Origin of the sequence: Thalassospira sp. ER-Se-21-Dark (genome assembly GCF_017922435.1) — a bacterium.
In the GTDB taxonomy this organism is placed as follows: domain Bacteria; phylum Pseudomonadota; class Alphaproteobacteria; order Rhodospirillales; family Thalassospiraceae; genus Thalassospira.
In genome coordinates this window covers 263,743-284,466 of sequence record NZ_VDEZ01000003.1, presented here as the reverse complement: position 1 = coordinate 284,466, position 20,724 = coordinate 263,743, and the positions used below count along the sequence as shown (strand labels likewise).

18 protein-coding genes are annotated in these 20,724 nt (G+C 56.0%); 7 read left to right on the top strand and 11 right to left on the bottom strand.

Features of this window, described 5'->3' with window-relative positions:
• Position 1: 1 nt before the first annotated feature.
• Both FHI25_RS13975 and FHI25_RS13970 read right to left on the bottom strand, forming a co-directional pair.
• A complete protein-coding gene (locus FHI25_RS13975; RefSeq protein ID WP_282597589.1) occupies positions 2-505 on the bottom strand; it encodes a (2Fe-2S)-binding protein in 504 nt (167 codons plus the stop codon).
• Positions 506-753: 248 nt separating this feature from the next.
• Positions 754-987 carry a hypothetical protein gene (locus FHI25_RS13970; protein WP_064781061.1) on the bottom strand — a complete coding sequence of 78 codons (234 nt, stop codon included), beginning with the start codon at positions 985-987 and terminating at the stop codon, positions 754-756.
• Positions 988-1,199: 212 nt separating this feature from the next.
• Between FHI25_RS13970 and FHI25_RS13965 the strand changes: the two genes are divergently transcribed.
• Entirely contained in the window at positions 1,200-1,637 is a 438-nt protein-coding gene (locus FHI25_RS13965) for an Lrp/AsnC family transcriptional regulator (protein ID WP_246879108.1), read from the top strand.
• A 177-nt stretch (positions 1,638-1,814) separates the two neighbouring features.
• Here the strand turns inward: FHI25_RS13965 and ugpC are convergent, their stop codons facing one another.
• The 6 genes from ugpC to FHI25_RS13935 all read right to left on the bottom strand — a co-directional run bounded on the left by ugpC (position 1,815) and on the right by FHI25_RS13935 (position 9,317).
• Complete coding sequence (gene ugpC, locus FHI25_RS13960; protein ID WP_210518734.1) at positions 1,815-2,888, bottom strand: sn-glycerol-3-phosphate ABC transporter ATP-binding protein UgpC; 1,074 nt, start codon at positions 2,886-2,888, stop codon at positions 1,815-1,817.
• Position 2,889: 1 nt separating this feature from the next.
• On the bottom strand, positions 2,890-4,260 hold the full coding sequence (locus FHI25_RS13955; RefSeq protein WP_246879107.1) for a trehalase family glycosidase: 1,371 nt from the start codon (positions 4,258-4,260) through the stop codon (positions 2,890-2,892).
• A gap of 5 nt (positions 4,261-4,265) precedes the next feature.
• A complete protein-coding gene (locus FHI25_RS13950) occupies positions 4,266-5,495 on the bottom strand; it encodes a carbohydrate ABC transporter permease (RefSeq protein ID WP_210518730.1) in 1,230 nt (409 codons plus the stop codon).
• Positions 5,495-6,808: a sugar ABC transporter permease gene (locus tag FHI25_RS13945; RefSeq protein WP_210518728.1), complete on the bottom strand. Its 1,314-nt coding sequence runs from the start codon at positions 6,806-6,808 to the stop codon at positions 5,495-5,497. Before FHI25_RS13945 ends, FHI25_RS13950 begins: the two co-directional genes overlap by 1 nt.
• Before the next feature lie 71 nt (positions 6,809-6,879).
• A complete protein-coding gene (locus tag FHI25_RS13940) occupies positions 6,880-8,226 on the bottom strand; it encodes an extracellular solute-binding protein (protein WP_197146724.1) in 1,347 nt (448 codons plus the stop codon).
• Positions 8,223-9,317 carry a substrate-binding domain-containing protein gene (locus FHI25_RS13935; protein WP_210518726.1) on the bottom strand — a complete coding sequence of 365 codons (1,095 nt, stop codon included), beginning with the start codon at positions 9,315-9,317 and terminating at the stop codon, positions 8,223-8,225. The genes FHI25_RS13940 and FHI25_RS13935 overlap by 4 nt, the downstream gene beginning before the upstream one ends.
• Positions 9,318-9,784: 467 nt before the next feature.
• Here FHI25_RS13935 and FHI25_RS13930 point away from each other — a divergent pair, with 467 nt between their 5' ends.
• Positions 9,785-10,948: an MFS transporter gene (locus FHI25_RS13930; protein WP_210518719.1), complete on the top strand. Its 1,164-nt coding sequence runs from the start codon at positions 9,785-9,787 to the stop codon at positions 10,946-10,948.
• Between the two features lie 159 nt (positions 10,949-11,107).
• Here FHI25_RS13930 and FHI25_RS13925 read toward each other — a convergent pair whose 3' ends face one another.
• Positions 11,108-12,349 carry a saccharopine dehydrogenase family protein gene (locus FHI25_RS13925; RefSeq protein ID WP_210518717.1) on the bottom strand — a complete coding sequence of 414 codons (1,242 nt, stop codon included), beginning with the start codon at positions 12,347-12,349 and terminating at the stop codon, positions 11,108-11,110.
• Positions 12,350-12,427: 78 nt separating this feature from the next.
• Positions 12,428-13,525, bottom strand: a complete 1,098-nt coding sequence (gene nspC / locus FHI25_RS13920; RefSeq protein WP_210518715.1) for a carboxynorspermidine decarboxylase — start codon at positions 13,523-13,525, stop codon at positions 12,428-12,430.
• 445 nt (positions 13,526-13,970) lie between these two features.
• Here nspC and FHI25_RS13915 point away from each other — a divergent pair, with 445 nt between their 5' ends.
• Positions 13,971-14,459 carry a VOC family protein gene (locus FHI25_RS13915; RefSeq protein ID WP_210518713.1) on the top strand — a complete coding sequence of 163 codons (489 nt, stop codon included), beginning with the start codon at positions 13,971-13,973 and terminating at the stop codon, positions 14,457-14,459.
• 41 nt (positions 14,460-14,500) lie between these two features.
• Here the strand turns inward: FHI25_RS13915 and FHI25_RS13910 are convergent, their stop codons facing one another.
• Positions 14,501-15,532: a LacI family DNA-binding transcriptional regulator gene (locus FHI25_RS13910; protein ID WP_210518712.1), complete on the bottom strand. Its 1,032-nt coding sequence runs from the start codon at positions 15,530-15,532 to the stop codon at positions 14,501-14,503.
• A 439-nt stretch (positions 15,533-15,971) separates the two neighbouring features.
• Between FHI25_RS13910 and FHI25_RS13905 the strand changes: the two genes are divergently transcribed.
• The 4 genes from FHI25_RS13905 (at position 15,972) to FHI25_RS13890 (ending at position 20,710) form a co-directional block, all read left to right on the top strand.
• Positions 15,972-17,525 carry a sugar ABC transporter ATP-binding protein gene (locus tag FHI25_RS13905; RefSeq protein WP_210518710.1) on the top strand — a complete coding sequence of 518 codons (1,554 nt, stop codon included), beginning with the start codon at positions 15,972-15,974 and terminating at the stop codon, positions 17,523-17,525.
• Positions 17,518-18,531: an ABC transporter permease gene (locus FHI25_RS13900; protein ID WP_008890019.1), complete on the top strand. Its 1,014-nt coding sequence runs from the start codon at positions 17,518-17,520 to the stop codon at positions 18,529-18,531. Before FHI25_RS13905 ends, FHI25_RS13900 begins: the two co-directional genes overlap by 8 nt.
• Before the next feature lie 64 nt (positions 18,532-18,595).
• Entirely contained in the window at positions 18,596-19,552 is a 957-nt protein-coding gene (locus tag FHI25_RS13895) for an ABC transporter substrate-binding protein (protein ID WP_210518708.1), read from the top strand.
• A 102-nt stretch (positions 19,553-19,654) separates the two neighbouring features.
• On the top strand, positions 19,655-20,710 hold the full coding sequence (locus tag FHI25_RS13890; RefSeq protein ID WP_210518706.1) for a sugar phosphate isomerase/epimerase: 1,056 nt from the start codon (positions 19,655-19,657) through the stop codon (positions 20,708-20,710).
• Positions 20,711-20,724: the final 14 nt, after the last annotated feature.

Here is a 20,724-nt window from a genome sequence, read left to right as displayed (position 1 = left end):
CTTAGGCCTCCAGCTTTTCAGATGCGAGCTTGATGGCTTCGTTGATGCGGACATAGGTCACACAGCGGCAGGCATTGCCGTACATGTAATCCTTGATTTCCTCATCGGTCGGATTGGGGTTTTCGGTCAGAAGGCCGATGGCCGACATGATCTGACCGGACTGGCACCAGCCGCACTGCACGACATCTTTTTCCTGCCATGCGGCCTGAACCGCCTTGGCGACCTTGTCGGTTGCACCTTCGATGGTGGTGATTTCGCTATCGACCGCATCCTCGACAAAGGTCTGGCAGGAACGGGTCGGGTAACCGTCGACATGCACGGTGCAGGCACCGCAATAGGCAACGCCGCAACCAAACTTGGTGCCGGTAAGTTGCAGTTCGTCGCGCAGAACCCAAAGCAGCGGTGTGCCCGGTTCGACATCAACGGTACGGGATTCTCCATTGATCTTAAGCTGATATTGCATGACCGCCTCATCTCTCTCTTTTGGCTTGTTATGCCTGATCATCGCGTGGGGGCAGGTAACCAAGCGGTAAACGCCCGGAATACGTTATTTGGTGCAGATGTGATGGCGATCTCCCGGCTGGCTGCGGGGCTATACAGGCAGTCTGCCAAGGGATTTAAGGACGATGGCGCGGGACGTCGGAGAGGAAAAAGTGATCAAAACAAAAAGCCTGCCAGTGCATGGGACACCGACAGGCTTTTCTAGCTGGTCCGTCAGGTGAGGCGCCTGATGACCGTTAATGAGAGAGGTCGTTATCTCGGCAGGTGGCCATGTTCGCAGACGAACGCGACGTCTTTGCGGGCAATGCCGATGTCTTCAAGCACTTCGCGCGGGGCGTTGCGAAGCATTTCCGCATCACGGGCGACCTTGTAGGCCTGTGCCCATTTGCGCGGGAAAAGGACGAGCCAGCGCCAGATGGTTACGCCTGATACCGGCGCGACATTGGTGGTGGCGACGAGGGATCCATTTGTAAACTGTGCTGGCATGATGCTGGCTCGCTAGTTTGTTTGCTAATAAGGGGACAAAGTTTCCTTCGGACCCACAAACAATTTACGTCTGGCTTATGTGAAACGGCGCGCAAACTTCGCAAATCCGTGCGAGATTTTCGCAAAGAATCTGTAAAAACGATTTTCTTTCGCGGGCTGCTTCGGTCATGTTTATCCGAAGGTTGTTACAGCGTCGTTTGGGATATTGGACCTTGGCGGAACTCGATAAATTTGACTATCGCCTGCTGGAATTGTTGCAGGAAAACAGTCGCTTAACAGGTAATGAGCTGTCCGCGAAAGTTGGTCTTTCATCGGCGGCCTGTTTGCGCCGGGTGCAGCGCCTGCGTGAAACCGGGGTGATTGAGCGCGACGTTGCGATCGTGTCGCCCAAGGTGTTTGGCAAGAAGATGATGGTGATCGTGCTTCTGACCATGGAGCGTGATCGCCCGGATCGGTATATGCTGATGCGCGAGGAATTCGGCAGAATGCCTGAGGTTGTGCAGTGTCATCATGTCACCGGAGCGCATGATTTTGTGCTGCGCATCCAGGTCAGCGACATGGAAGAATACAGCGCATTTGTCGAGCGGGTTTTTCATGAACCCTATATCAAACGCTATGAAAGTCTGGCGGTTCTGGGGTCGCTGAAATAGCGTCAAAAGCGGCTTTTGGGTTATTCGATTAAAATGAATAATCAGGCCGATTATTCAATATTAATGAAAAATCAGACAGCAGGCCAAAACCCGATATCGGGCGTCATTTTATCGTCATTTTAATTGTATGAGGATTTAAAGTGACGCCCAAATCCGAAAAACCGGCATGGCGTATTGTCATGCCGGGATGGTTTTTTCCGATGCGTCGAAAAGATGCACATCGCCGGATGCGAAATGCAGGCCGACCATGTCGCCTTCCTTGGCGTCGGAATGACCGACGATGCGCACGGTGAACAGGCCAACATCGGGGACATTGACATAGGCGAAGCTGTCGGAGCCGAGATGTTCCATGACATCGATCTGGCCGGTCAGGATGGCCTTGGTGGTATCACCCGCGTCACCGGCATTACAAAGCGCCATATGTTCGGGGCGAATGCCCATCTTGGTGGCACCTTCTGCATTGCGGGCGATATCGGATGTGTTGCCATTGCCAAAGGTGAGTTGTGTACCCGACCCGGTGCAGTCGACCACATTCATTTTCGGTGAGCCGATGAATTGCGCGACAAACAGGTTACCGGGATGGCGATACAGTTCCAGCGGCGTTCCGATCTGTTCGATCTGGCCGGCCTGCAAGACAACGATCTTGTCGGCAAGTGTCATGGCCTCGACCTGGTCGTGGGTGACATAGACCATGGTGGCGCCGAGTTTTTGATGCAGGCGGGCGATTTCAAGACGCATTTCAACGCGCAGTGCCGCATCAAGGTTGGAGAGCGGTTCGTCAAACAGGAAGGCGCGCGGTTCGCGAACAATCGCCCGGCCAATCGCCACACGCTGGCGCTGGCCACCAGACAGCGCCTTGGGTTTGCGATCAAGATAGTCTTCGAGTTTGAGCGTTGCGGCGGCTTCATCGACCTTTTGGGTGATTTCGGCCTTTGGCATGCCCGCAACGGTCAGGGCAAAGCCCATATTTTCACGCACGGATTTGTGCGGATAGAGCGCATAGGACTGAAACACCATCGAAAGTTCGCGCTCCGCCGGCGGTTTGCCGGTGACGTCATCGCCATCAATCAGGATCTGGCCATCGGATGCTTCGACAAGACCGGAAATCAGGCGCAGCAATGTCGATTTGCCACAGCCGGAGGGCCCGACGAAAATCACCAGTTCACCTTCATCGATCTGAAGATCAATACCCTTGATGACATCAATCCCGCCAAATGATTTGCGGATGCCTTTAAGTTCGATCTGGCCCATTTTATGTGTTCTCCTGATCTGCGGTGCCGGTTGGTGCGGTTGATTGGGAAAGGTGTGCGGGGATGGGCAACGTTTCGGGACGGGCCGCCCAGTAAAGCGACATCGATGCCGTCCACGAAAAATCCGTGCCCCCGCCACCACGGCCGGTCACCGGGCAGAAATATTCACGAAAATCGGATTGGTCGATAAGCGCCTGCGTGTCACGCCGGATGCGATCGGCAAGATCGGTTTCGCCATGTTCGATCAATCCGGTGGCGATCATCCAGTTGATCATGGCCCAAACCGGGCCGCGCCAATAACGGATGGAATCAAACAGTTCATGAGCGGGATCAAAACTTGGAACCCCGTGTTTGACCTGTGATAGCCAGTGGGTCAGGGTTGCCGCCATCTTGGTCGTACGCGCCGGTTCGACAGGCCCGGCAAACATTGCAAGCCAGCTTCCTGATGTCAGGCCGGTTGCACGTTCATCGCGCCTAAGATCAAGCGTGACATAGCCGCCAACCGTTTCGGACCAAAGCAACTCAAACCCGGCATCAAGACGGGCAAGGCGGGCGGTGGCGCGGGCGGCAATGTCGTCCTGCCCCAGAAGCCTTGCCATATTGATCAGGTCGCGTTCAGCCCGGCGCAGGATGGCATTCATGCCCGGTTCAGCGACCCAGAACGGGCAGGATCGCGCGATGTGGTCGGTGTTCCAGTTGCAATCGCGTCCGAATTTGACCAGCGCCATATAGTGATCATAGTCGTTGTTTTTCGGACGTTCGTCTTCGTTGACGATATCGGTATCACGGCGGTGATAGGTGCCAACCCCCGCCGTATCGATGAACGACAGCGGGCGATCCCAATCGGGCAGATTATCGCGGCCACTTTCCCACGGATGCATGATGGCAACCACACCGCGGCCATCCGGGTCACGGGCATCGAGAAACCATTGATGCCAGCGATCAAGTTTGGGCAGAAGTTTTGCCGCCCGGTCGCGATGGGCATCGATATCTTCGGCCAGAAGCCGTTCGATGACGGTTGCCGCAACGGGTGGTTGGGTAATGCCCGAGGTTGGCGGGCTTTTGGCGATGTCGGTCGTGCCCCACTGTTCCGGACCGGGGAAGTAGCTTTTTTCCTCTTTCCAGAAAATGATGTGCGGCACCATGCCGTTGTCCCATTGCGCGGAAAGCAGGCTTTCGACTTCCTGCCAGGCACGATCGGGATCAAAGACGGAAAAGCCAAGGGCAACCAACGCACTATCCCAGTTCCACTGGAACGGATAGAGCTTGGCACTTGGCACAGTATAGCCGCCGCGATCATTGCCAAGCAGGATGTCGGCCGCACGTCTGTTGGTACCCGTAAGCTGATCGAGTGAAAGGCTTGCTTGGCTCATCTGACTCATCCTTTGACACTCCCGGCGGTCAGGCCCTGCACAAGGAAGCGTTCAAACCACAGGAAGATGACCAGGATCGGCACTGTTGCGATCACCGCACCGGCCATCAGATGTTGGCGTGGGACTTCGGATGAATTGAGCGACACCACGCCGCGCGACAGGGTGAAGATGTCGGGATCATCGAGGAACATGAAGGCAAACAGGAACTCGTTCCAGGCGATCATGAAGACATAAAGCGACACCGATGCGAGGGCTGGCAAGGCGAGTGGCAGGGTGATTTTCCAGATCACGCCAAAGCGCGACAAACCATCCATCAAACCGGCTTCTTCCAGTTCGGCCGGAAGGCCGCGGAAGTATCCCTGAAGCATATAAAGGGCCACCGGGACCGTGGTGGCCGGATAGACGATCAGAAGGCCAACCACCGTATTGCGCAGGCCAAGTTGACTGAACACTGCATAAAGCGGGATGACCAGAACGATCATCGGCACGAGATAGATCAGCAGGATCGAGCTTGAAAGCACCGTCTGTCCGGGGAATTTCAAACGCGCCACCGCATAGGCCCCGGGGATCGAAAAGGCCAGCGTGATCAGAACGGTGCAAACCGACACGATGGTCGAAATCAAAAGGAAGCGGCCAAAATTGAACTTGGTGAACAGTTCGACATAGCTGTCAAACAGGCTGGCGGCACCCTGTGTCAGGTCAATCGACAGATCCAGCGGGTTCAGGAACAGATCCTGCTGGTTCTTAAGACTGGTCATCACCATCACATAGAAGGGCAGGATGACGATCACGCTAAAGAATACAAAGCCAAAGCCCTTAAGGGTTCGGACAATCACCAGATCAATCGCATACCGTTTGAGCATGCCCGACTGAATGTCGATCAGGACCGCGCGGTTGGCAAAGGTCACGGCAAGCGCGATCAGCCCGACGCCGAAGGCCTGAATAAGCGAACTTTCAGAGAAGGCCAGGCTGAACGGTGCGCCAAAGGAGACCAGCATCATGGTTATGATCACGGCAGCAAAGGCGACCAGATAAAGCCCCGGTGTGCGATCTGCGGGCGGGCGCAGCAGGATGATGGCGGCATTGACTGCCCCGCCAAGCGCACCTGCCGAAATGATCGGCGTTGCCGGAAGGCCGGTGATCAGGGTCAATGAAATGCCGGTGAGGGCAACGGCAATCGTGCCCCAAAGCAAGCCGGTCAGCAGACCGAGAAGAAGACCCGTACCGATACGCATTACGAATCCTCCCGGTGGACGAATTTGAAATAGAACACGGCAAACACCAGAAGCAGGATGAAGATGGCCACCGCCACCGCCGCCCCGGCGCCGAGGTTGGACAGGGCAAAGCCCTGTTCATAGACATCGACCGTGAGTGTGCGCGTACCTGCCGCCCCGCCGGTCAGCAGGAAGATGTCGTCGAACTTGTTAAACGTCCAAATGAAGCGCAGCAGGAAAAGGGTCGACAAAATCCCCAGAAGTTGCGGCAGGGATATGTGCCAGAACTGTTGCAAGGGCGTGGCGCCATCGACCTCGGCGGCCTCGTACATATCAGATGAAATCGACTGCATCCGGGCCAGAATGAACAGGAAGGACAGCGGGAAATAACGCCAGGCTTCAAAGGCAATCACGGTTGCCAAGGCCAGCGGGAAATCGATGGTGAGCCCGAAAACATCAATGGGAATGTCGCGTTGACCAAAGAAGTTTATGCCTTCGTCGGCAAGGTTCATGCGCTGCAAGATGGCATTGAAGGTGCCGTTGAAGGGATCAAGCAGGATGACCCAGGTGAAGGCGACCGCGATCACGGGTGCGACATAGGGAAACAGGAAAAGCCCACGAATGATCGAGCGGCCAGCAAAGGGTTTGTTGAGCATTTGTGCGGCAAACAGGCCCAAAACCAGTGCGCCCAAAGTGCCAAAGACCGTATAGGCAATCGTCACCCACAGCACCGACCAGAATTCGTGGGAATCAAATATCCGCGCGAAGTTATCGAGCGTGAATTCACTGTTGGTCAGGATGTTGTCCGACGTGCCGGTAACGGTGGGTTCGCTATCGCGCGGGGAAACCGGATTGGCGGCAAAGCTTTCATCCGACACAGCCGTCATTTTAAGACGGGTACGTTCGCCAGCCGGAAGGCCTTCAAGGGCGCAGCGGACCTCGGCCCCCGCGACCGTACAGACATCCCCCGGATCAATGACTGTAATGCCCGCGGGCAAAGTATCGGTCAGGACGACGTCGGTGATATTGCCGTCGCGCGATGAATTGCGCAGACGGTACTGGATTTCAAATTCCTGCCCGGCGATGTCAAAATCGCCCCGGACCCGTTCGGACACCACCGGAGTTGGCGGGCGCAAATCCGATAGTGTGACCGGCTTGACCGAAATCCAGAAATTGGCCAGCAACGGAAACAGGACAATGCCCATGACAATGAGAAATGTCGGGGCCAGCATCCAAAGGGCAAGCCGTGCTTCGCGCCGGGCCATCGGGCCCAGTTTGCCTTTGCGCGGCGTGGTGGTTGCCGGGGATTGAGCGGTTGAGTTGGAAGGGGCCATCGTCTTGAAATCCGTTGTGAAAATCGGAAATCCGGGGCGCGGTGATAATCTGCGCCCCGGATCAAGATCGCTTATTCGATGTTGCTGACTTCTTCGTTGATCAGATCAGCAGTTGCATCGGCATCACGTTCGCCATCGATGAATTCGCGCACACGGCGATTGATGACCTGACTGTTGATGATGCGCGATGCCTTTGCCAGCTGACCTTCGGCAACACCCCAACGGTTTGCGGTTTCAAGACCGGATACGATATCGGTGATGACGGCCGGGTCATAAAGTTCGGACAGCGGCTTTTTGCGATCCACACCAACCGGAAGCGTAGCCCATGCCTTGACAAATTCATCGGGATTGTCGGCGGTGCCATGACGGACAGGGAATTTGCCTTCGGGTGCGATGGAAAGCGTGCTGGTGTAACCTTCACCGAGCGAGAATTTGACAAATTCCTCGGCCGGGTCGGTATCGGCATCGTTGGTAATGCCGAAATAGCGAATGTCACCCCAGGCGGCCCCATTCGGGTTGGACGGGCCCATCAGGCGGGTGACAACACCGGTTTTCGAGGCGAGCTCGCCCGAGGTCGGGTCATTATTGATGGTGGGCGGGGCGCTGTCGCGAAGGCCTGCCAGTTCATCAAGGATGAAGGGCGACCAGATGATCATCGCTGCTTTGCCCGCGAAGTAAACCTCGCGCGACTGTTTCCAGTACAGATCACCGGGGGGCGATGCATCGGCGAGTTTTTTATAAAACTCAAGCGCCTCGATCAGTTTTGCCTTGTCAAAGCCGACCGAGCCATCGGCGGCCACCGGGGTTGCGCCGTTTGCCAGGAAGACGTGTTCGAGCACCTGGCTCATGAAGTTTTCGTCGATCTTGGTCGCGGCGACAAAGCCATACATTTCAGGCGGATTGTGCAGGGCTTCGATGGCCTTGACGATATTGGCGTAGGTGTTGGGGGCCTCAAGGCCGGCCTCGTCAAACAGGTCCTTGCGATAAAGCACCATCTGGGTCCAGCCATCAGAGGGGACTGCTGCAACTTCGCCGTCGAAATCAGCCATGCTGAGTGCGGCTGGGGCGAAGGTATCCTTGCCCAGCTGGTTGACGACTTCGTTGTTGGCTTCGGTATCGAGGATGCCGGCCTCGGACCAGGGCAGGACATATTGCAGGGTCAGGTAAATGACGTCTGGCAAGTCACCGGCGGCGTAGGCGGCGGTGGCACGCGTGCCAAGTTCGGTTTCAGTGACCGGAATGACTTCCACAGAGGTGCCGGTTTTGGCTTCGAATTCCTTGGCCATTTCTTCTTGCTTGGCCAGGCGTTCGGGTTGTTCTTCGGTGGTCCAGAACCGCAGTTGCGCACTGGCGATGCTGGTGGAAACCAGCAGACCAGCGGCAGCAAGCGTTAAAGCACGCGTAAACCTTGTTTTCATGAGATGCCTCCCTTGGCATTGGCGGCCAGCTTCAGTGCTGGCGGGTTGGCTGACCCACGGACGGTCAGCGATGCTTCCCACAGAATTTGGGAAAATTCGGATGCAGGCGAATTTGCCTTGTTTGACTTATTTGCCTGGGCAACAACGATCCGGCCGACTTCACGGCCGATATGATAGCTGGCCTGGCTCATGGTGGTCAGGCCGGGATGGATGGCCTCGCCCATCGGCAGGCCATCAAAACCAATCACGGACATTTCCGATCCGACATCTATACCGGCATGGGCCAGCGCATGGATGGCGCCGATGGCAACCGCATCGGTGACACACAGAATGGCGGTCGGATGATCGGGGAGTTTGAGAATTTCCAAAACGGCTTCGCGGGCGGCAAGTTCGTTGGTGATGCCGTCATGCATGTAGCCCGGCGCGATATCGCAGCCCTTGGCCTTGGTCGCGGCAAGATAGCCCGCGCGCCGTTGCCAGGCGTAATTAAGCTCGGGATCGCCGCCGAGATAGGCGATCTTGCGATGGCCGAGGCCGACCAGATAATTCACCGCATCGACAAAGGCCTTTTCATTGTCGATATCAAGCCATGCGTAATCGTCGCAGTTTTCGGTGCGACCTTGGGCGACAAACGGGATGTGGGATGTGCGCAGGAAATCGATGCGCGGATCATGGCGTTTAGTGCGGGCAACAACAAAGCCGCTGACCTTGCCCGATTGGATCAGGCGGTCCATGACTTCGACCTCGTCATGACCATCAGGGACGGCGGAAACCAGCAAATCCCAGTCAGACAGGGCCAGTTCGGTGGCAAGCCCGTCGAGAATTTCGGCCAGAAACGGATCAATCTGATGACCGTCGCGGGCGGGCAGGACAAAGCCGATGGTTTCCACCACGCCACGGGCAAGACGCCGTGCGGTGGTCGAGGGGCGATAGCCCAGCTCATCGGCGGCCTTGCGGACACGGGCGACGGTTTTTTCGGCGATGTCGGGGTAATTGTTGAGCGCGCGCGAAACAGTTCCCTCGGACAAACCAAGATGTTTGGCCAGCCGGGCAATCGACATGGTTTCGTTTTGCTTCCGAACGCGCGGCACGGAACCTCCCTGAGTCTTGTGCTTTTCACCGCCTTTTTGACGGTGTTTGGTGCTCCGAAACCGCTTTCGGAACAGGGAAACGCTATCCGAAACCGCTTTCGGTTGTCAAATAGTTGATTTTGAACGATTTATTTTGCAACGCGGCAGCGGGTTGACGCTACCCGCAAGGGTGGGGTGAAATCGCGTGTAATTCATGCACGCCAAGCCTTCTGCGCAAATTCATCAACCAAAGGTATAGAATTCGGCGCGCGCCGGATTTTGCGGCGCAAACCTTTATTTTGCCGCGCGTGGTGTGGTGTGTTTTGGCGTTTTGGGAAGTGACTCGCGCCGTTGCTTTATCCAAGACGGTGCGTGATGCCATCATCGGCGATCTGGTCAGGGACGGTTCCGTTACTGAGCGGAGCTCGATTTTATCTGCTAAGTATTGAATTTCCTTGCCTAAAACAGGGCAAATCATATCACATGGCATGATGACAGACCAAAATGCCGAGATTAATCCGAATGCCATTGCGCAAGTGAAGGTTCTGGCCCTGCTTGGGGCGGTGTTGCTTGTCGGGGCCAATTCATTTGTTTTAAGCCCGATCCTGTCAGAAGTGGCAGGCGGGCTTTCGACGCAGCCCTATCATGTGGCCTGGGCGATTTCGGCGTTCGGGGCGGCGACGGCGGTGTCGGCGCTGACCCTGGCCGGGATGATTGACCGGATGTCGGTCGGGCGTGTGTTGGGATGTGCGGCACTTCTTTTGGCGGTGGCGCAAGTTTCAAGCGGGCTCAGTCAGCATTGGGTTTGGCTGTGTCTGTCGCAGGCGCTGGCCGGGGTGGCCGTTGGTGTGTTGTTGCCGGGATCCTATGCCACGGTCACCGCCACGGCCCCCAAGGGGCGCGAGGCCGCGCGGCTTGGTGTGGTGCTGACCGGGTGGGCGTTGTCCCTGGTGGTGGCGGTGCCCGCCGCGGCGTTTGTCACCGAGCATCTGGGCTGGCGGATGGTTTATTTCCTGATGGCCGGTTTGTCGGTGCTGGTGGCTGGTATTCTGGTGATGTTGCTGTCGGATGTGCGCGGCGGGATGAGCACGCGGACATCGCCCTTGCGGGCATTCCGGCTGCCCGGTGTGTGGCAATTGCTGGCGGTGATGCTGGTTTATATGACCGCGTTTTACGGCTGTTTTGCATTTTTCGGGGTGGGTGTACGCACGGCCTTTGACCTGTCAGCACAGGGCAGCGGTATGTTTGTTATGGCCTATGGCGTGGGGTTTGGCGTCATGGGATTTGTTTTGGGTGTGATATCGCCCAAAATTACCCGTGGGTATTTGTGTCTGGTGTTGATCGCGATTGCGACAAGCTACGCCACCTGGGGATTGACCCTGCAAAGTCAGGTCGTTGCGATGGCCGGAACCGCTGTTTGGGGGATGCTTAATCAGCTTGGCCTTAACGGGCTGGTTGTTTCGTTAAACCAACAGGCCGCTGAGGCGCGCGGGGCGGTGATGGGGCTTAATAGTGCGGTGACCTATTCGGCGGTGTTTGCCGGACCGATGATCATGGGCCCGATTTATGCCGGGTTCGGCTTTGCCGCCGTGGCCGGGCTTGGATCGGTGCTGGTGATGTGCGGGGTGATCGTGCGGTGGCGAAGTGCGTGAGGCGCGGGTGTTGCGCATCGTCATTCGCGGCTGAGATCTGGAATCCATAGCGGTTCGAATGCGGGGGATTCCCGCCTTCGCGGGAATGACGACGTTATCAAAAACGCAAAATGGCGGGCAATGTGCGCCCGCCATTTCGTTTGTATTTGTGAGGTGCGCTTAGGAGAAGTCGAGCGCACGGTCGCCATTGGCGTCCTTGATGCGGGTCGGGAGACCCATGCCGTTGAGCAAATTCAGGAACGGTTTGGATGGCAGTTCTTCGACGTTTGCCATCTTTTTCACATCCCACTCACCCGTTGCGATCAGCATCGCAGCCGCGACGGGCGGAACACCAGCGGTGTAGGAAATGCCCTGACTTCCGACTTCATTGTAGGCGTCCTTATGGTCCGCCACGTTATAGATCAGGACTTCGGTTTCCTTGCCGTCCTTCGTACCCTTGACCAGATCGCCGATGCAGGTCTTGCCGGTATAGTCCGGTGCCAAGGAGCTTGGATCTGGCAGGCAGGCCTTGACGACCTTGAGCGGCACGACTTCGAGGCCCTCGGCGGTGGTGACCGGTTTTTCGGACAGAAGGCCGATGTTATTGAGGACCGTGAAGACATTGACGTAGTGATCGCCAAAGCCCATCCAGAAGCGGACGTTCGGCACGTCAAGGTTCTGGGACAGGGAATGGACCTCGTCATGGCCGGTCATGAAGGTCTGGCTTTCGCCGACAACCGGCATGTCCCAGATCTTTTTGATCTCGAACATCTTGTTGGACTGCCATTTGCTGTCCTGCCAGGAATAGACCGTGCCGGTGAATTCGCGGAAGTTGATTTCCGGGTCGAAGTTGGTGGCAAAGTATTTGCCGTGGCTGCCGGCATTGATGTCGATGATGTCGATCGAGTCAATTTTATCGAAGTAATCTTCGACCGCCAGTTTGGCATAGGCGTTCACAACACCCGGATCGAAGCCGACGCCAAGAATGGCGGTAACGCCAGCCGCCTCGCACTCGGCACGGCGTTTCCATTCATAGTTGGCATACCATGGCGGGGTTTCGCAGATTTTGTCCTGCTCTTCATGGATGGCGGTATCGAGATAGGCGACACCGGTTTTGATGCAGGCCGACATGACCGGCATGTTGATAAAGGCAGAGCCGACATTAATGACGATTTTAACGCCGGTTTTTTCGATCAGGGCCGCAGTGGCATCAACGTCGGTCGCATCCAGGGCGTGACCTTCAAGAACGCCTGGGTTCTTAAGGTTTTTCTTTTCGTGGATGCTGTCGATGATGGACTGGCACTTTGATGCCGTGCGCGATGCGATATGAATATCGCCAAGCACGTCATTATGCTGTGCGCATTTATGTGCAACGACCTGGGCGACGCCACCTGCGCCGATAATCAGAACATTCTTTTTCATGTCGGGCCAAAAACTCCCCTGTTTTGAGAGGTGGGGAAATACTTCCCCGGTTCGCTATGAAAACTGCGCTTTCGTGTTTTACGAAAGGCTCGAAACGTAGTCGTCAAAACTGAACTCACGCACAACGCGCTCTGTTCCGTCGAGTTCCCGGATCACGATGGACGGCATGCCGACCCCGTTAAACCAGTTCTTTTTCACCATGGTGTAGCCGGCCGCATCCTGAATGGAGATACGGTCGCCGACCTTGATCTCGTTTTCGAAATCAAATTCGCCAAATACGTCGCCGGCAAGGCAGGACTTGCCGCAAATCATGTAGGAATGATCGCCCGTGTTCGGCAGGACCTTGGCATTTTCGCGATAGATCAGAAGATCAAGCATGTGCGCCTCGATCGAGCTATCGACGATGGCAAGGTTTTTGCCGTTAAACAGCGTATCAAGCACGGTGACCTCAAGGGTGGTGCTTTTGGTGATCGATGCTTCGCCGGGTTCAAGATAGACCTGCACACCGAATTTCTCGGAGAATGCCTTGAGCCGGGCACAGAATTTATCAAGCGGGTAGTTATCACCGGTGAAGTGGATGCCGCCGCCGAGGCTGACCCATTCAACGCGCGCGAGAAGCGAGCCAAACTTTTCCTCGATATTGCCCAGCATCTGATCAAACAGATCAAAGTCGGCATTTTCGCAGTTATTGTGGATCATGAAGCCGGAAATGCGGTCCATCACCGCTTCGACCTTGGCGACGTCCCATTCGCCCAGACGCGAGAACGGACGCGCCGGATCGGCCAGATCGAAGCTTGAGGTCGAGACCTGCGGGTTCAGGCGCAAACCACGCACAATGCCCGATGCCTGATCGGCAAAGCGGGTCAGCTGGCTGATGGAATTGAAGATGATCTTGTCGGCATTCTCGATGACTTCGCCGATTTCATCGTCGGAATAGGCGACACTATAGGCGTGGGTTTCCTTGCCAAATTTCTGGCGGCCCAGCTTGACTTCATAGAGCGACGAAGACGTGGTGCCGTCCATATAGTCCGACATGAAGTCAAACACCGACCAGGTCGCAAAGCATTTAAGGGCAAGCAACGCCTTGGCACCGGAATGTTCGCGCACATAGGCGATCTTTTCCATGTTGCTTTTAAGCTTGGACTTGTCGATCAGATAATAGGGCGTTGCGGGCATGGACGGCTCTCTACAACTATGTCACGGGGAATGCGGGTGAACTCGGAACGCGCGATCACGCTGTCAGGTTCCGGGTTTGGGCAAAATCACCAAATTGGTGGGGGCAACCGGCTTTTCTAGTGGTCAGCCTGACGGTGCGTCATCCAATAGACGGAGACAGATAAACTGTATTCATTCATCAGATGCCTCCATCCTTCGGGTTTGCCAAATGCGTTTTGCTGCGTCCCAATAGCAGCGGGGGCAGGGGCGGTCAATACTGCAATGTCGCCTTTATTAGGCGATTTCGCGCCTCTGTGCATGTTGTGGTTTCATGACGGTTTGATCAAGGGGCAATCGCATTGATTTCGAAGGGCCATTGCCCCATCTGTTGATCATGGGGCGCATTCATGATTACCATCATGTTGTCGCGCCCGTAACACGGATACATTCAGACGGAGGAGGCCCCATGTCACCTGCACCTGTAAGTGTCGACCATCTTGCGTTCCCGACCCGCGATCTTGAGGCGACCGACCATTTTTATTCCAAAGTGGTGGGCGCAACACTGGTTCACGCGGAAAGTGGCTATAGCCCGTCGTGGAAATCCGATTATTTGCTGATTACCTATGCGCTGCCCGATGGCACGCGCCTGTCCTTCTTTGACTGGCCGGCCGATACCGGGCCTTATCCGGATGATCCAAACATGCCCGATGATGTGTTTCATATCGGGTTGCGCTGTGCTGCCCCGCGCGATGTGATTTCCTGGCAAAACCACCTGTTCCAGCACAAGGTGGTCTATCATAGCGAAGATGACGGCAAGTCGCGCCGGTTATTTATGCGCGATCCCAATGGTATCCGGTTTGAAATTTTTGCCTCTGAAATCGCCAAATCCGGCGAGGATCATGAAGGAAACGCGCGTTCCGTCATGGGCGAGTGGCAAAAGATTGCCAGTGCCTGAGATTGAAGATGCCTAAGATTAGAGTTGCCTAAGAGGGGCCGCTAACCGGGGCAGGGGCCGGTACTTTGGCGAACGATCAGTTCGGTCGGGATGATCACCGGTCCGGTTTCGCCGTGCGATGGCGGTGTTTTTGATCCCAGCCGATCGAGAAGCAGGGCAATCGCCTGTTCGCCCAGACGGCGGCGGGGCTGGCGCACGGTGGTGATCGGCGGGTCATAGGCCGCGGCATGCGGAATATCGTCAAAACCGACAACCGAGAGGTCGTGCGGGATACGAAGCCCGACTTCCTTGGCAGCCACAATCACCCCGATCGCCATGCCATCACTGGCGCAGCATACCGCCGTTGGTCGGGTCTTTGGATCGGCCAAAAGGGCACGGCCGGCGGCAATGCCGGAATCGATGGAAAAATCGCCGCGATAAATCAGGCCTGGCTCGTTGGTGATGCCGGCTGATTTCAGGGCGCGGCGATATCCGGTCACCCGGTCCGTGGTCAGGATATTGCCCGTCGGGCCACTGACATGGGCGATGCGGGTATGGCCGAGATCAATCAGATGGTTGGTCGCAACAAAGGATGCCTCGTCATTATCAATGATGACGGTTGGCAAGGCACATCCCGGAATGCGTTCGCAGGCAATCACCACCGGCGGTGTGGCGTTTGCCGGGGCCTTGGCAAGCGGTGCCGGAAGCCTGCCATTGAGCAGGATCATCGCATCGGCCTGATTGCTGCGCAGATAGGCGGCATAGGTTGCTTCGCGTTCGGGATCGTTTTGGGTGTCGCCAATCAGGACGTTATAGCCCGCCTGACTGGCACCCTTTTCAATGCCCGACAGAATCGCCGAAAAGAAAGGGTTTCCGATATCGGGCACCAGCAAAAGAATCATCCCCGAACGGTTCAGACGCAGGTTCCGGGCCATGACATTGGCGGTGTAACCGGTCGCGGCGATGGCTGTTTGCACTCTTTCGCGTGTGGTTTCGGAAACCACATTGGGTTTGTGCAAGGCCCGGCTTACGGTGGCAATAGACACCCCTGCCTGGCGGGCAACATCTTCAATCGTCGCGATTTTTTCAGTCATTCTTCTTCCTACTCCGCCGGTTGCAGGCTGTCCAGCGGCATTCGACGCCCGGATTGGCAGGTGATTTTGATCACTCCGAGCAAAATGTAAAGGTTTACATCGAAAATGAAAACGTTTACATAGAGCTAGGGTCAGGGCCCACTAATTTGGTTTAGATGGTTGACCGGATTTGTGCGGATACGCGGAGGAAAACCGCAGGAAGATATGCATCTTTCAAGGTTTTTCGACAAAGTAGGCCGTGCAAATCCGGTCAATCCGAAGGACAGACGTTATATCTGCGAACTCCGGCGTCATATCCCTTGGTCGGGATGGCGACCCGACCGGCGGGCTGTTCCTTGGATTTCACAGATATAACGTCTGCCATCCAAATCAAATTAGCGGGTCCTGACCCTAATCAAGAGTTGATCGCAAAAAATGCGACGCTAGGGAGGATATATTCATGACGGATGCGGCTGTTCACGCCGTTAATCCCGATCAGCAGGCGCGCGTGCGGCTGTCCGGTCGGGAGATTTGCAAGTCATTTGGTCCGGCACAGGTGCTTTTCGATGTTTCCATCGATCTGCATGCGGGGGAAGTGCATGCGCTTTTGGGCGAAAATGGTGCGGGCAAATCGACGTTAGTGAAAATCCTGTCTGGCTATCATCAGCCGACCAGTGGCGCGCTTAGTCTTGATCAGACTGCGGTCACCTTTGAAGACAGTGAAGTTGCCGAAAATCATGGTGTCATCCTGATCCATCAGGAACTGAACCTGGCCGAGCAACTGACCGTCGAAGAGAACATTTTCCTTGGCCGCGAGATCAAGCGGGGCTGGTTCCTTGACAAGGCGGCGATGCGCGCGGAAGCCAAAAAGCTTCTGGATCAATTGCAATGCGATGTCGATCCGCGCACACGCATCAAGGATCTTGCGGTTTCGGACCGTCAGATGGTCGAAATTGCCAAGGCGCTTTCGAAAAATGCCGATATTCTGATCCTTGATGAGCCAACCGCCGTTCTGACCGGGCGCGAGGTTGATATCCTGTTTGATCAGATCCGACGCCTGCGTGAACAGGGTGTCGCGATCCTTTACATTTCCCACAAGCTGGACGAGATCAAGGCGATTGCCGACCGGGTGACGGTTCTGCGCGACGGGCGCCTGATCACGACCGAGCCGGTGGCCGAGGTTGAAAAAGACGACATGGCGCGCCTGATGGTCGGGCGGGACATCAAACAGATGTTCCCCGACCGCGCGCCGGTTGAGGCCCATGATGTTGCCATGTCTGTCCGCAATGTATCGGTTGACGGGCAGGTGCGTGATGCCAGTTTTGATTTGCGGCGCGGTGAAGTTCTGGGCTTTGCAGGGATTGTCGGGGCCGGGCGGACAGCCTTGATGGAGGCCATCATTGGTCTGCGAGACCGGACATCTGGCGATATAGCGCGCAATGGCAAGATTGTCCCAATCAACAGTCTGCAGGATGCCAAGAAATGCGGCATTGCCTATCTGACCAAGGATCGCAAGGGCAGCGGGTTGTTGCTGAATATGGATATGCGGCCCAACCTGACTTTGCTGGCGCTTGAAAAATTCGGGACCTTCATTATCGACCGCAAGGCCGAAGAAGCCGCCCTTGAAAGCGCAATTGAGGCCTTTGACATTCGCGCGGCCGATCCGAAAACCAAGGTCGGTGATTTTTCCGGCGGCAATCAGCAAAAGCTTCTGCTGGCGAAGGTCATGGAAACCGACCCGGAAGTCGTGATCATCGACGAGCCGACACGCGGCATCGATATCGGCACCAAAAGCCAGATTTATCATTTCATCGGCGATCTTACCAAACGCGGTAAATCCGTCATTCTCCTGTCGTCTGAAATGCCGGAAATGCTTGGCCTGTCTGATCGCATCGCGGTCATGGCGGCGGGCCGTATCACCGGCATTCTCGAAGGAAACGACCGCAACGAGCATGAAATCATGCGGCACGCGACAGGAATTTCAGGCAAGCAGGGAGTGTCTGTTCATGAGTAGCCTTGAGCGCTCTGAAGCTTCGACTTCGAGTGGTTTCAATATCGATTTCAAAGCCTTGGGTCCGTTTTTGGCCCTCGTTGGCCTGTTTGTTCTGGGAACGGGTATTAATGACGCGTTCCTGAGCGGCGGCAACCTTTCGAACATTTTCACCCGTGCGGCCTTTATCGGCATCATCGCGGTGGGTGCGACCTTTGTGATCACCGCGGGCGGCATTGATCTTTCGGTGGGCTCCATGGCGGCGTTTATTTCGGGTGCCATGATTGTTGTGATGAACACGCTTGTTGCAACGCTGGGTGCCGGGATTGAGACGGTTTTGATCGGTGTGGTGTTGTCAGTCTTGCTGGGGATTGCGGCGGGTGCCGTTAATGGCCTGGTCAGCACCAAGGGCAAGATCGAAGCGTTTATTGTCACACTGGGCACCATGGGGATTTACCGGTCGCTTGTGACCTATATGGCCGATGGCGGGACCCTGTCGCTTGATTTTGATGTGCGCGGTGTTTATCGCCCGGTCTATTACGGCGACATTCTGGGCATTCCAGTGCCGGTGCTTGTGTTCTTTGCCGTGGCGGTTGCGGGCTATGTACTGCTTAACATGACGCCGTTCGGGCGGAAATGCTTTGCGATTGGCTCAAACGAGCAGGTTGCGCGGTATTCGGCAATCCATGTCGACCGTGTGAAGACCCTGACCTATGTCATTCAGGGGCTGTGCGTATCGGTTGCGACCATCATTTATGTGCCGCGTCTTGGGTCTGCCTCAAGCTCGACCGGGGTGCTTTGGGAACTTGAAGCGATTGCTGCCGTGATCATTGGTGGCACGATGCTTAAGGGTGGCTATGGCCGGATCTGGGGCACGGTGATCGGCGCGATCATGCTGACCACGATTGGCAATATTCTGAATTTGACGGATGCGATCAGCAACTATCTGAACGGAGCAGTTCAGGGTCTGATCATCATCGTTGCGGTATTCCTGCAGCGCGGGGACTGGCGACGCAAAAAGAGCAAATAACCGGCGATCAACGTCCGGGAAGAATGTGAAAACGCATCATTTTTTTGATCAGGAGGAAACGTTGATGAAAACGTTTACAAAATATCTGGGGGCCGCCTGTGTTCTGGGCCTTGGTTTGGCATCGAGCGGTGCAATCGCACAGGAAAAGATCAAGATCGGGGTTTCGATCCCGGCAGCGACCCATGGTTGGGCAGGTGGCCTGAACTGGCATGCCGAACAGGCTGAAAAGCGTATTGAGGCAACCCATCCCAATATCGATGTCATTGTGGTCAGCGCGAATGGTGCAACCGAACAGGCCAACGACCTTGAAGATCTGGTGTCGGTTCAGAATATCGATGCCCTGGTCGTCTTGCCGTTTGAATCTGATCCGCTGACCGTTCCGGTCCAGCAGGTCAAACAGGCGGGCAAGTTTGTCACCGTGGTTGACCGTGGTCTTTCGCTTCCGGGCATCGAAGACGTCTATGTTGCGGGCAACAACCCGGAACTTGGCCGTGTTTCGGGCGAATACATCCGTGAACGCCTTAATGACGAAGGCAAGATCGTTGTTCTGCGCGGCATTCCGACCACGATCGATACCGAGCGTGTGGACGCGTTTGTCGAGGCGCTTGAGGGTTCGAATATCGAAATTCTTGATATGAAACATGCCAACTGGAACCGTGATGACGGCTATGAAGTGATGCAGGACTTCCTGTCACGCTTCCCGGAAATCAACGCGGTCTGGGCACAGGATGACGACATCGCGCTTGGCGTGATCGAAGCCGTCAAACAGGCCGATCGTACGGACGAGATGTTCATCGTTGGCGGTGCTGGCATGAAAGACATCATCAAACGCGTGATGGATGGTGATGAACTGACCCCGATTGATGTTCTGTATCCGCCGGCAATGATCGCAACTGCGATGGACGTGACCGTTATGAAGTTCACGTCGAATGCGCCGGTTGAAGGTCGCTATATCCTGGGTGCGACCGTTGTTACCCAGGAAAATGCCGAGAACTTCTATTTCCCGGACAGCCCGTTCTAAACGAACTTTGGTTGGGACATGCACTCTTGCGTCGGGCGGTCGCCGCCCGCCGCAGCCCGATTTCCACTGATTTCCACCAGAACGCAGTTAAAGAGGTCTGAGATGAAAACGCTTAAGGGACCGGCGATCTTTCTGGCGCAATTTGCCGGCGACGAAGCCCCGTTCGACAGTCTTGACGCGATTGGTCGCTGGGCGGCGTCACTCGGCTATAAAGGTGTTCAGATTCCAAGCTGGGACAAGCGCCTGTTCGATGTCGAAAAGGCCGCCGAAAGCAAGGATTACTGTGATGAAGTGATCGGCAAACTTGCCGGGCACGGCGTGCAGGTGACCGAACTTTCAACCCATCTTCAGGGCCAGCTTGTGGCGGTTCATCCCGCCTATGACGAGATGTTTGACGGTTTTGCCGTCCCCGAAGTCCGCGGCAATCCAAAAGCGCGTCAGGAATGGGCCGTCAAACAGGTCAAGGCCGCGATCAAGGCTTCGCAACATATGGGAATCAACGCCCATGCAACATTTTCCGGCGCACTGGCCTGGCCGTTTGTTTATCCGTGGCCGCAACGCCCGGCCGGATTGATCGAAACCGCGTTTGAGGAACTTGCCAAGCGCTGGACACCGATCCTCAATGCCGCCGACGAGGCGGGTGTTGATGTTTGCTATGAAATCCATCCCGGCGAGGACCTGTTTGACGGGGCGACGTTCGAGATGTTTTTGGAACGGGTGAAAAATCATCCGCGCGCCAACATCCTGTATGATCCGAGCCACTTCGTGCTGCAGCAGCTTGATTACCTAGATTTCATCGATATTTACGCTGATCGCATCCGCATGTTCCACGTCAAGGATGCCGAGTTCAATCCAACCGGCCGACAGGGTGTCTATTCCGGATATCAGGGCTGGGTTAATCGGGCGGGCCGGTTCAGATCGCTTGGCGACGGGCAGGTTGACTTTGGTGCGATCTTCTCGAAGCTTGCGGCGATTGATTTTGATGGGTGGGCTGTGCTCGAATGGGAATGCGCGCTCAAACATCCCGAAGACGGTGCCCGTGAAGGGGCCGAATTCATAAAAAACCACATCATTCGTGTGACAGAGAAAGCCTTTGATGACTTTGCCGACGGTGGCACGGACGAGGCGGCAAATCGCCGCATCCTTGGCATCGACTAGCAGCATCACGGGCA

What these genes read in the sequence shown, in the direction of transcription:
- FHI25_RS13970 (WP_064781061.1), bottom strand. Translation starts at nt 987, where the DNA reads ATGCCAGCACAGTTTACAAATGGATCCCTCGTCGCCACCACCAATGTC.
- FHI25_RS13915 (WP_210518713.1), top strand. Translation starts at nt 13,971, where the DNA reads ATGTCACCTGCACCTGTAAGTGTCGACCATCTTGCGTTCCCGACCCGC.
- FHI25_RS13925 (WP_210518717.1), bottom strand. Translation starts at nt 12,349, where the DNA reads ATGAAAAAGAATGTTCTGATTATCGGCGCAGGTGGCGTCGCCCAGGTC.
- FHI25_RS13910 (WP_210518712.1), bottom strand. Translation starts at nt 15,532, where the DNA reads ATGACTGAAAAAATCGCGACGATTGAAGATGTTGCCCGCCAGGCAGGG.
- FHI25_RS13955 (WP_246879107.1), bottom strand. Translation starts at nt 4,260, where the DNA reads ATGAGCCAAGCAAGCCTTTCACTCGATCAGCTTACGGGTACCAACAGA.
- ugpC (WP_210518734.1), bottom strand. Translation starts at nt 2,888, where the DNA reads ATGGGCCAGATCGAACTTAAAGGCATCCGCAAATCATTTGGCGGGATT.
- FHI25_RS13940 (WP_197146724.1), bottom strand. Translation starts at nt 8,226, where the DNA reads ATGAAAACAAGGTTTACGCGTGCTTTAACGCTTGCTGCCGCTGGTCTG.
- FHI25_RS13930 (WP_210518719.1), top strand. Translation starts at nt 9,785, where the DNA reads ATGATGACAGACCAAAATGCCGAGATTAATCCGAATGCCATTGCGCAA.
- FHI25_RS13895 (WP_210518708.1), top strand. Translation starts at nt 18,596, where the DNA reads ATGAAAACGTTTACAAAATATCTGGGGGCCGCCTGTGTTCTGGGCCTT.
- FHI25_RS13950 (WP_210518730.1), bottom strand. Translation starts at nt 5,495, where the DNA reads ATGCGTATCGGTACGGGTCTTCTTCTCGGTCTGCTGACCGGCTTGCTT.
- nspC (WP_210518715.1), bottom strand. Translation starts at nt 13,525, where the DNA reads ATGCCCGCAACGCCCTATTATCTGATCGACAAGTCCAAGCTTAAAAGC.
- FHI25_RS13975 (WP_282597589.1), bottom strand. Translation starts at nt 505, where the DNA reads ATGATCAGGCATAACAAGCCAAAAGAGAGAGATGAGGCGGTCATGCAA.
- FHI25_RS13890 (WP_210518706.1), top strand. Translation starts at nt 19,655, where the DNA reads ATGAAAACGCTTAAGGGACCGGCGATCTTTCTGGCGCAATTTGCCGGC.
- FHI25_RS13905 (WP_210518710.1), top strand. Translation starts at nt 15,972, where the DNA reads ATGACGGATGCGGCTGTTCACGCCGTTAATCCCGATCAGCAGGCGCGC.
- FHI25_RS13900 (WP_008890019.1), top strand. Translation starts at nt 17,518, where the DNA reads ATGAGTAGCCTTGAGCGCTCTGAAGCTTCGACTTCGAGTGGTTTCAAT.
- FHI25_RS13945 (WP_210518728.1), bottom strand. Translation starts at nt 6,808, where the DNA reads ATGGCCCCTTCCAACTCAACCGCTCAATCCCCGGCAACCACCACGCCG.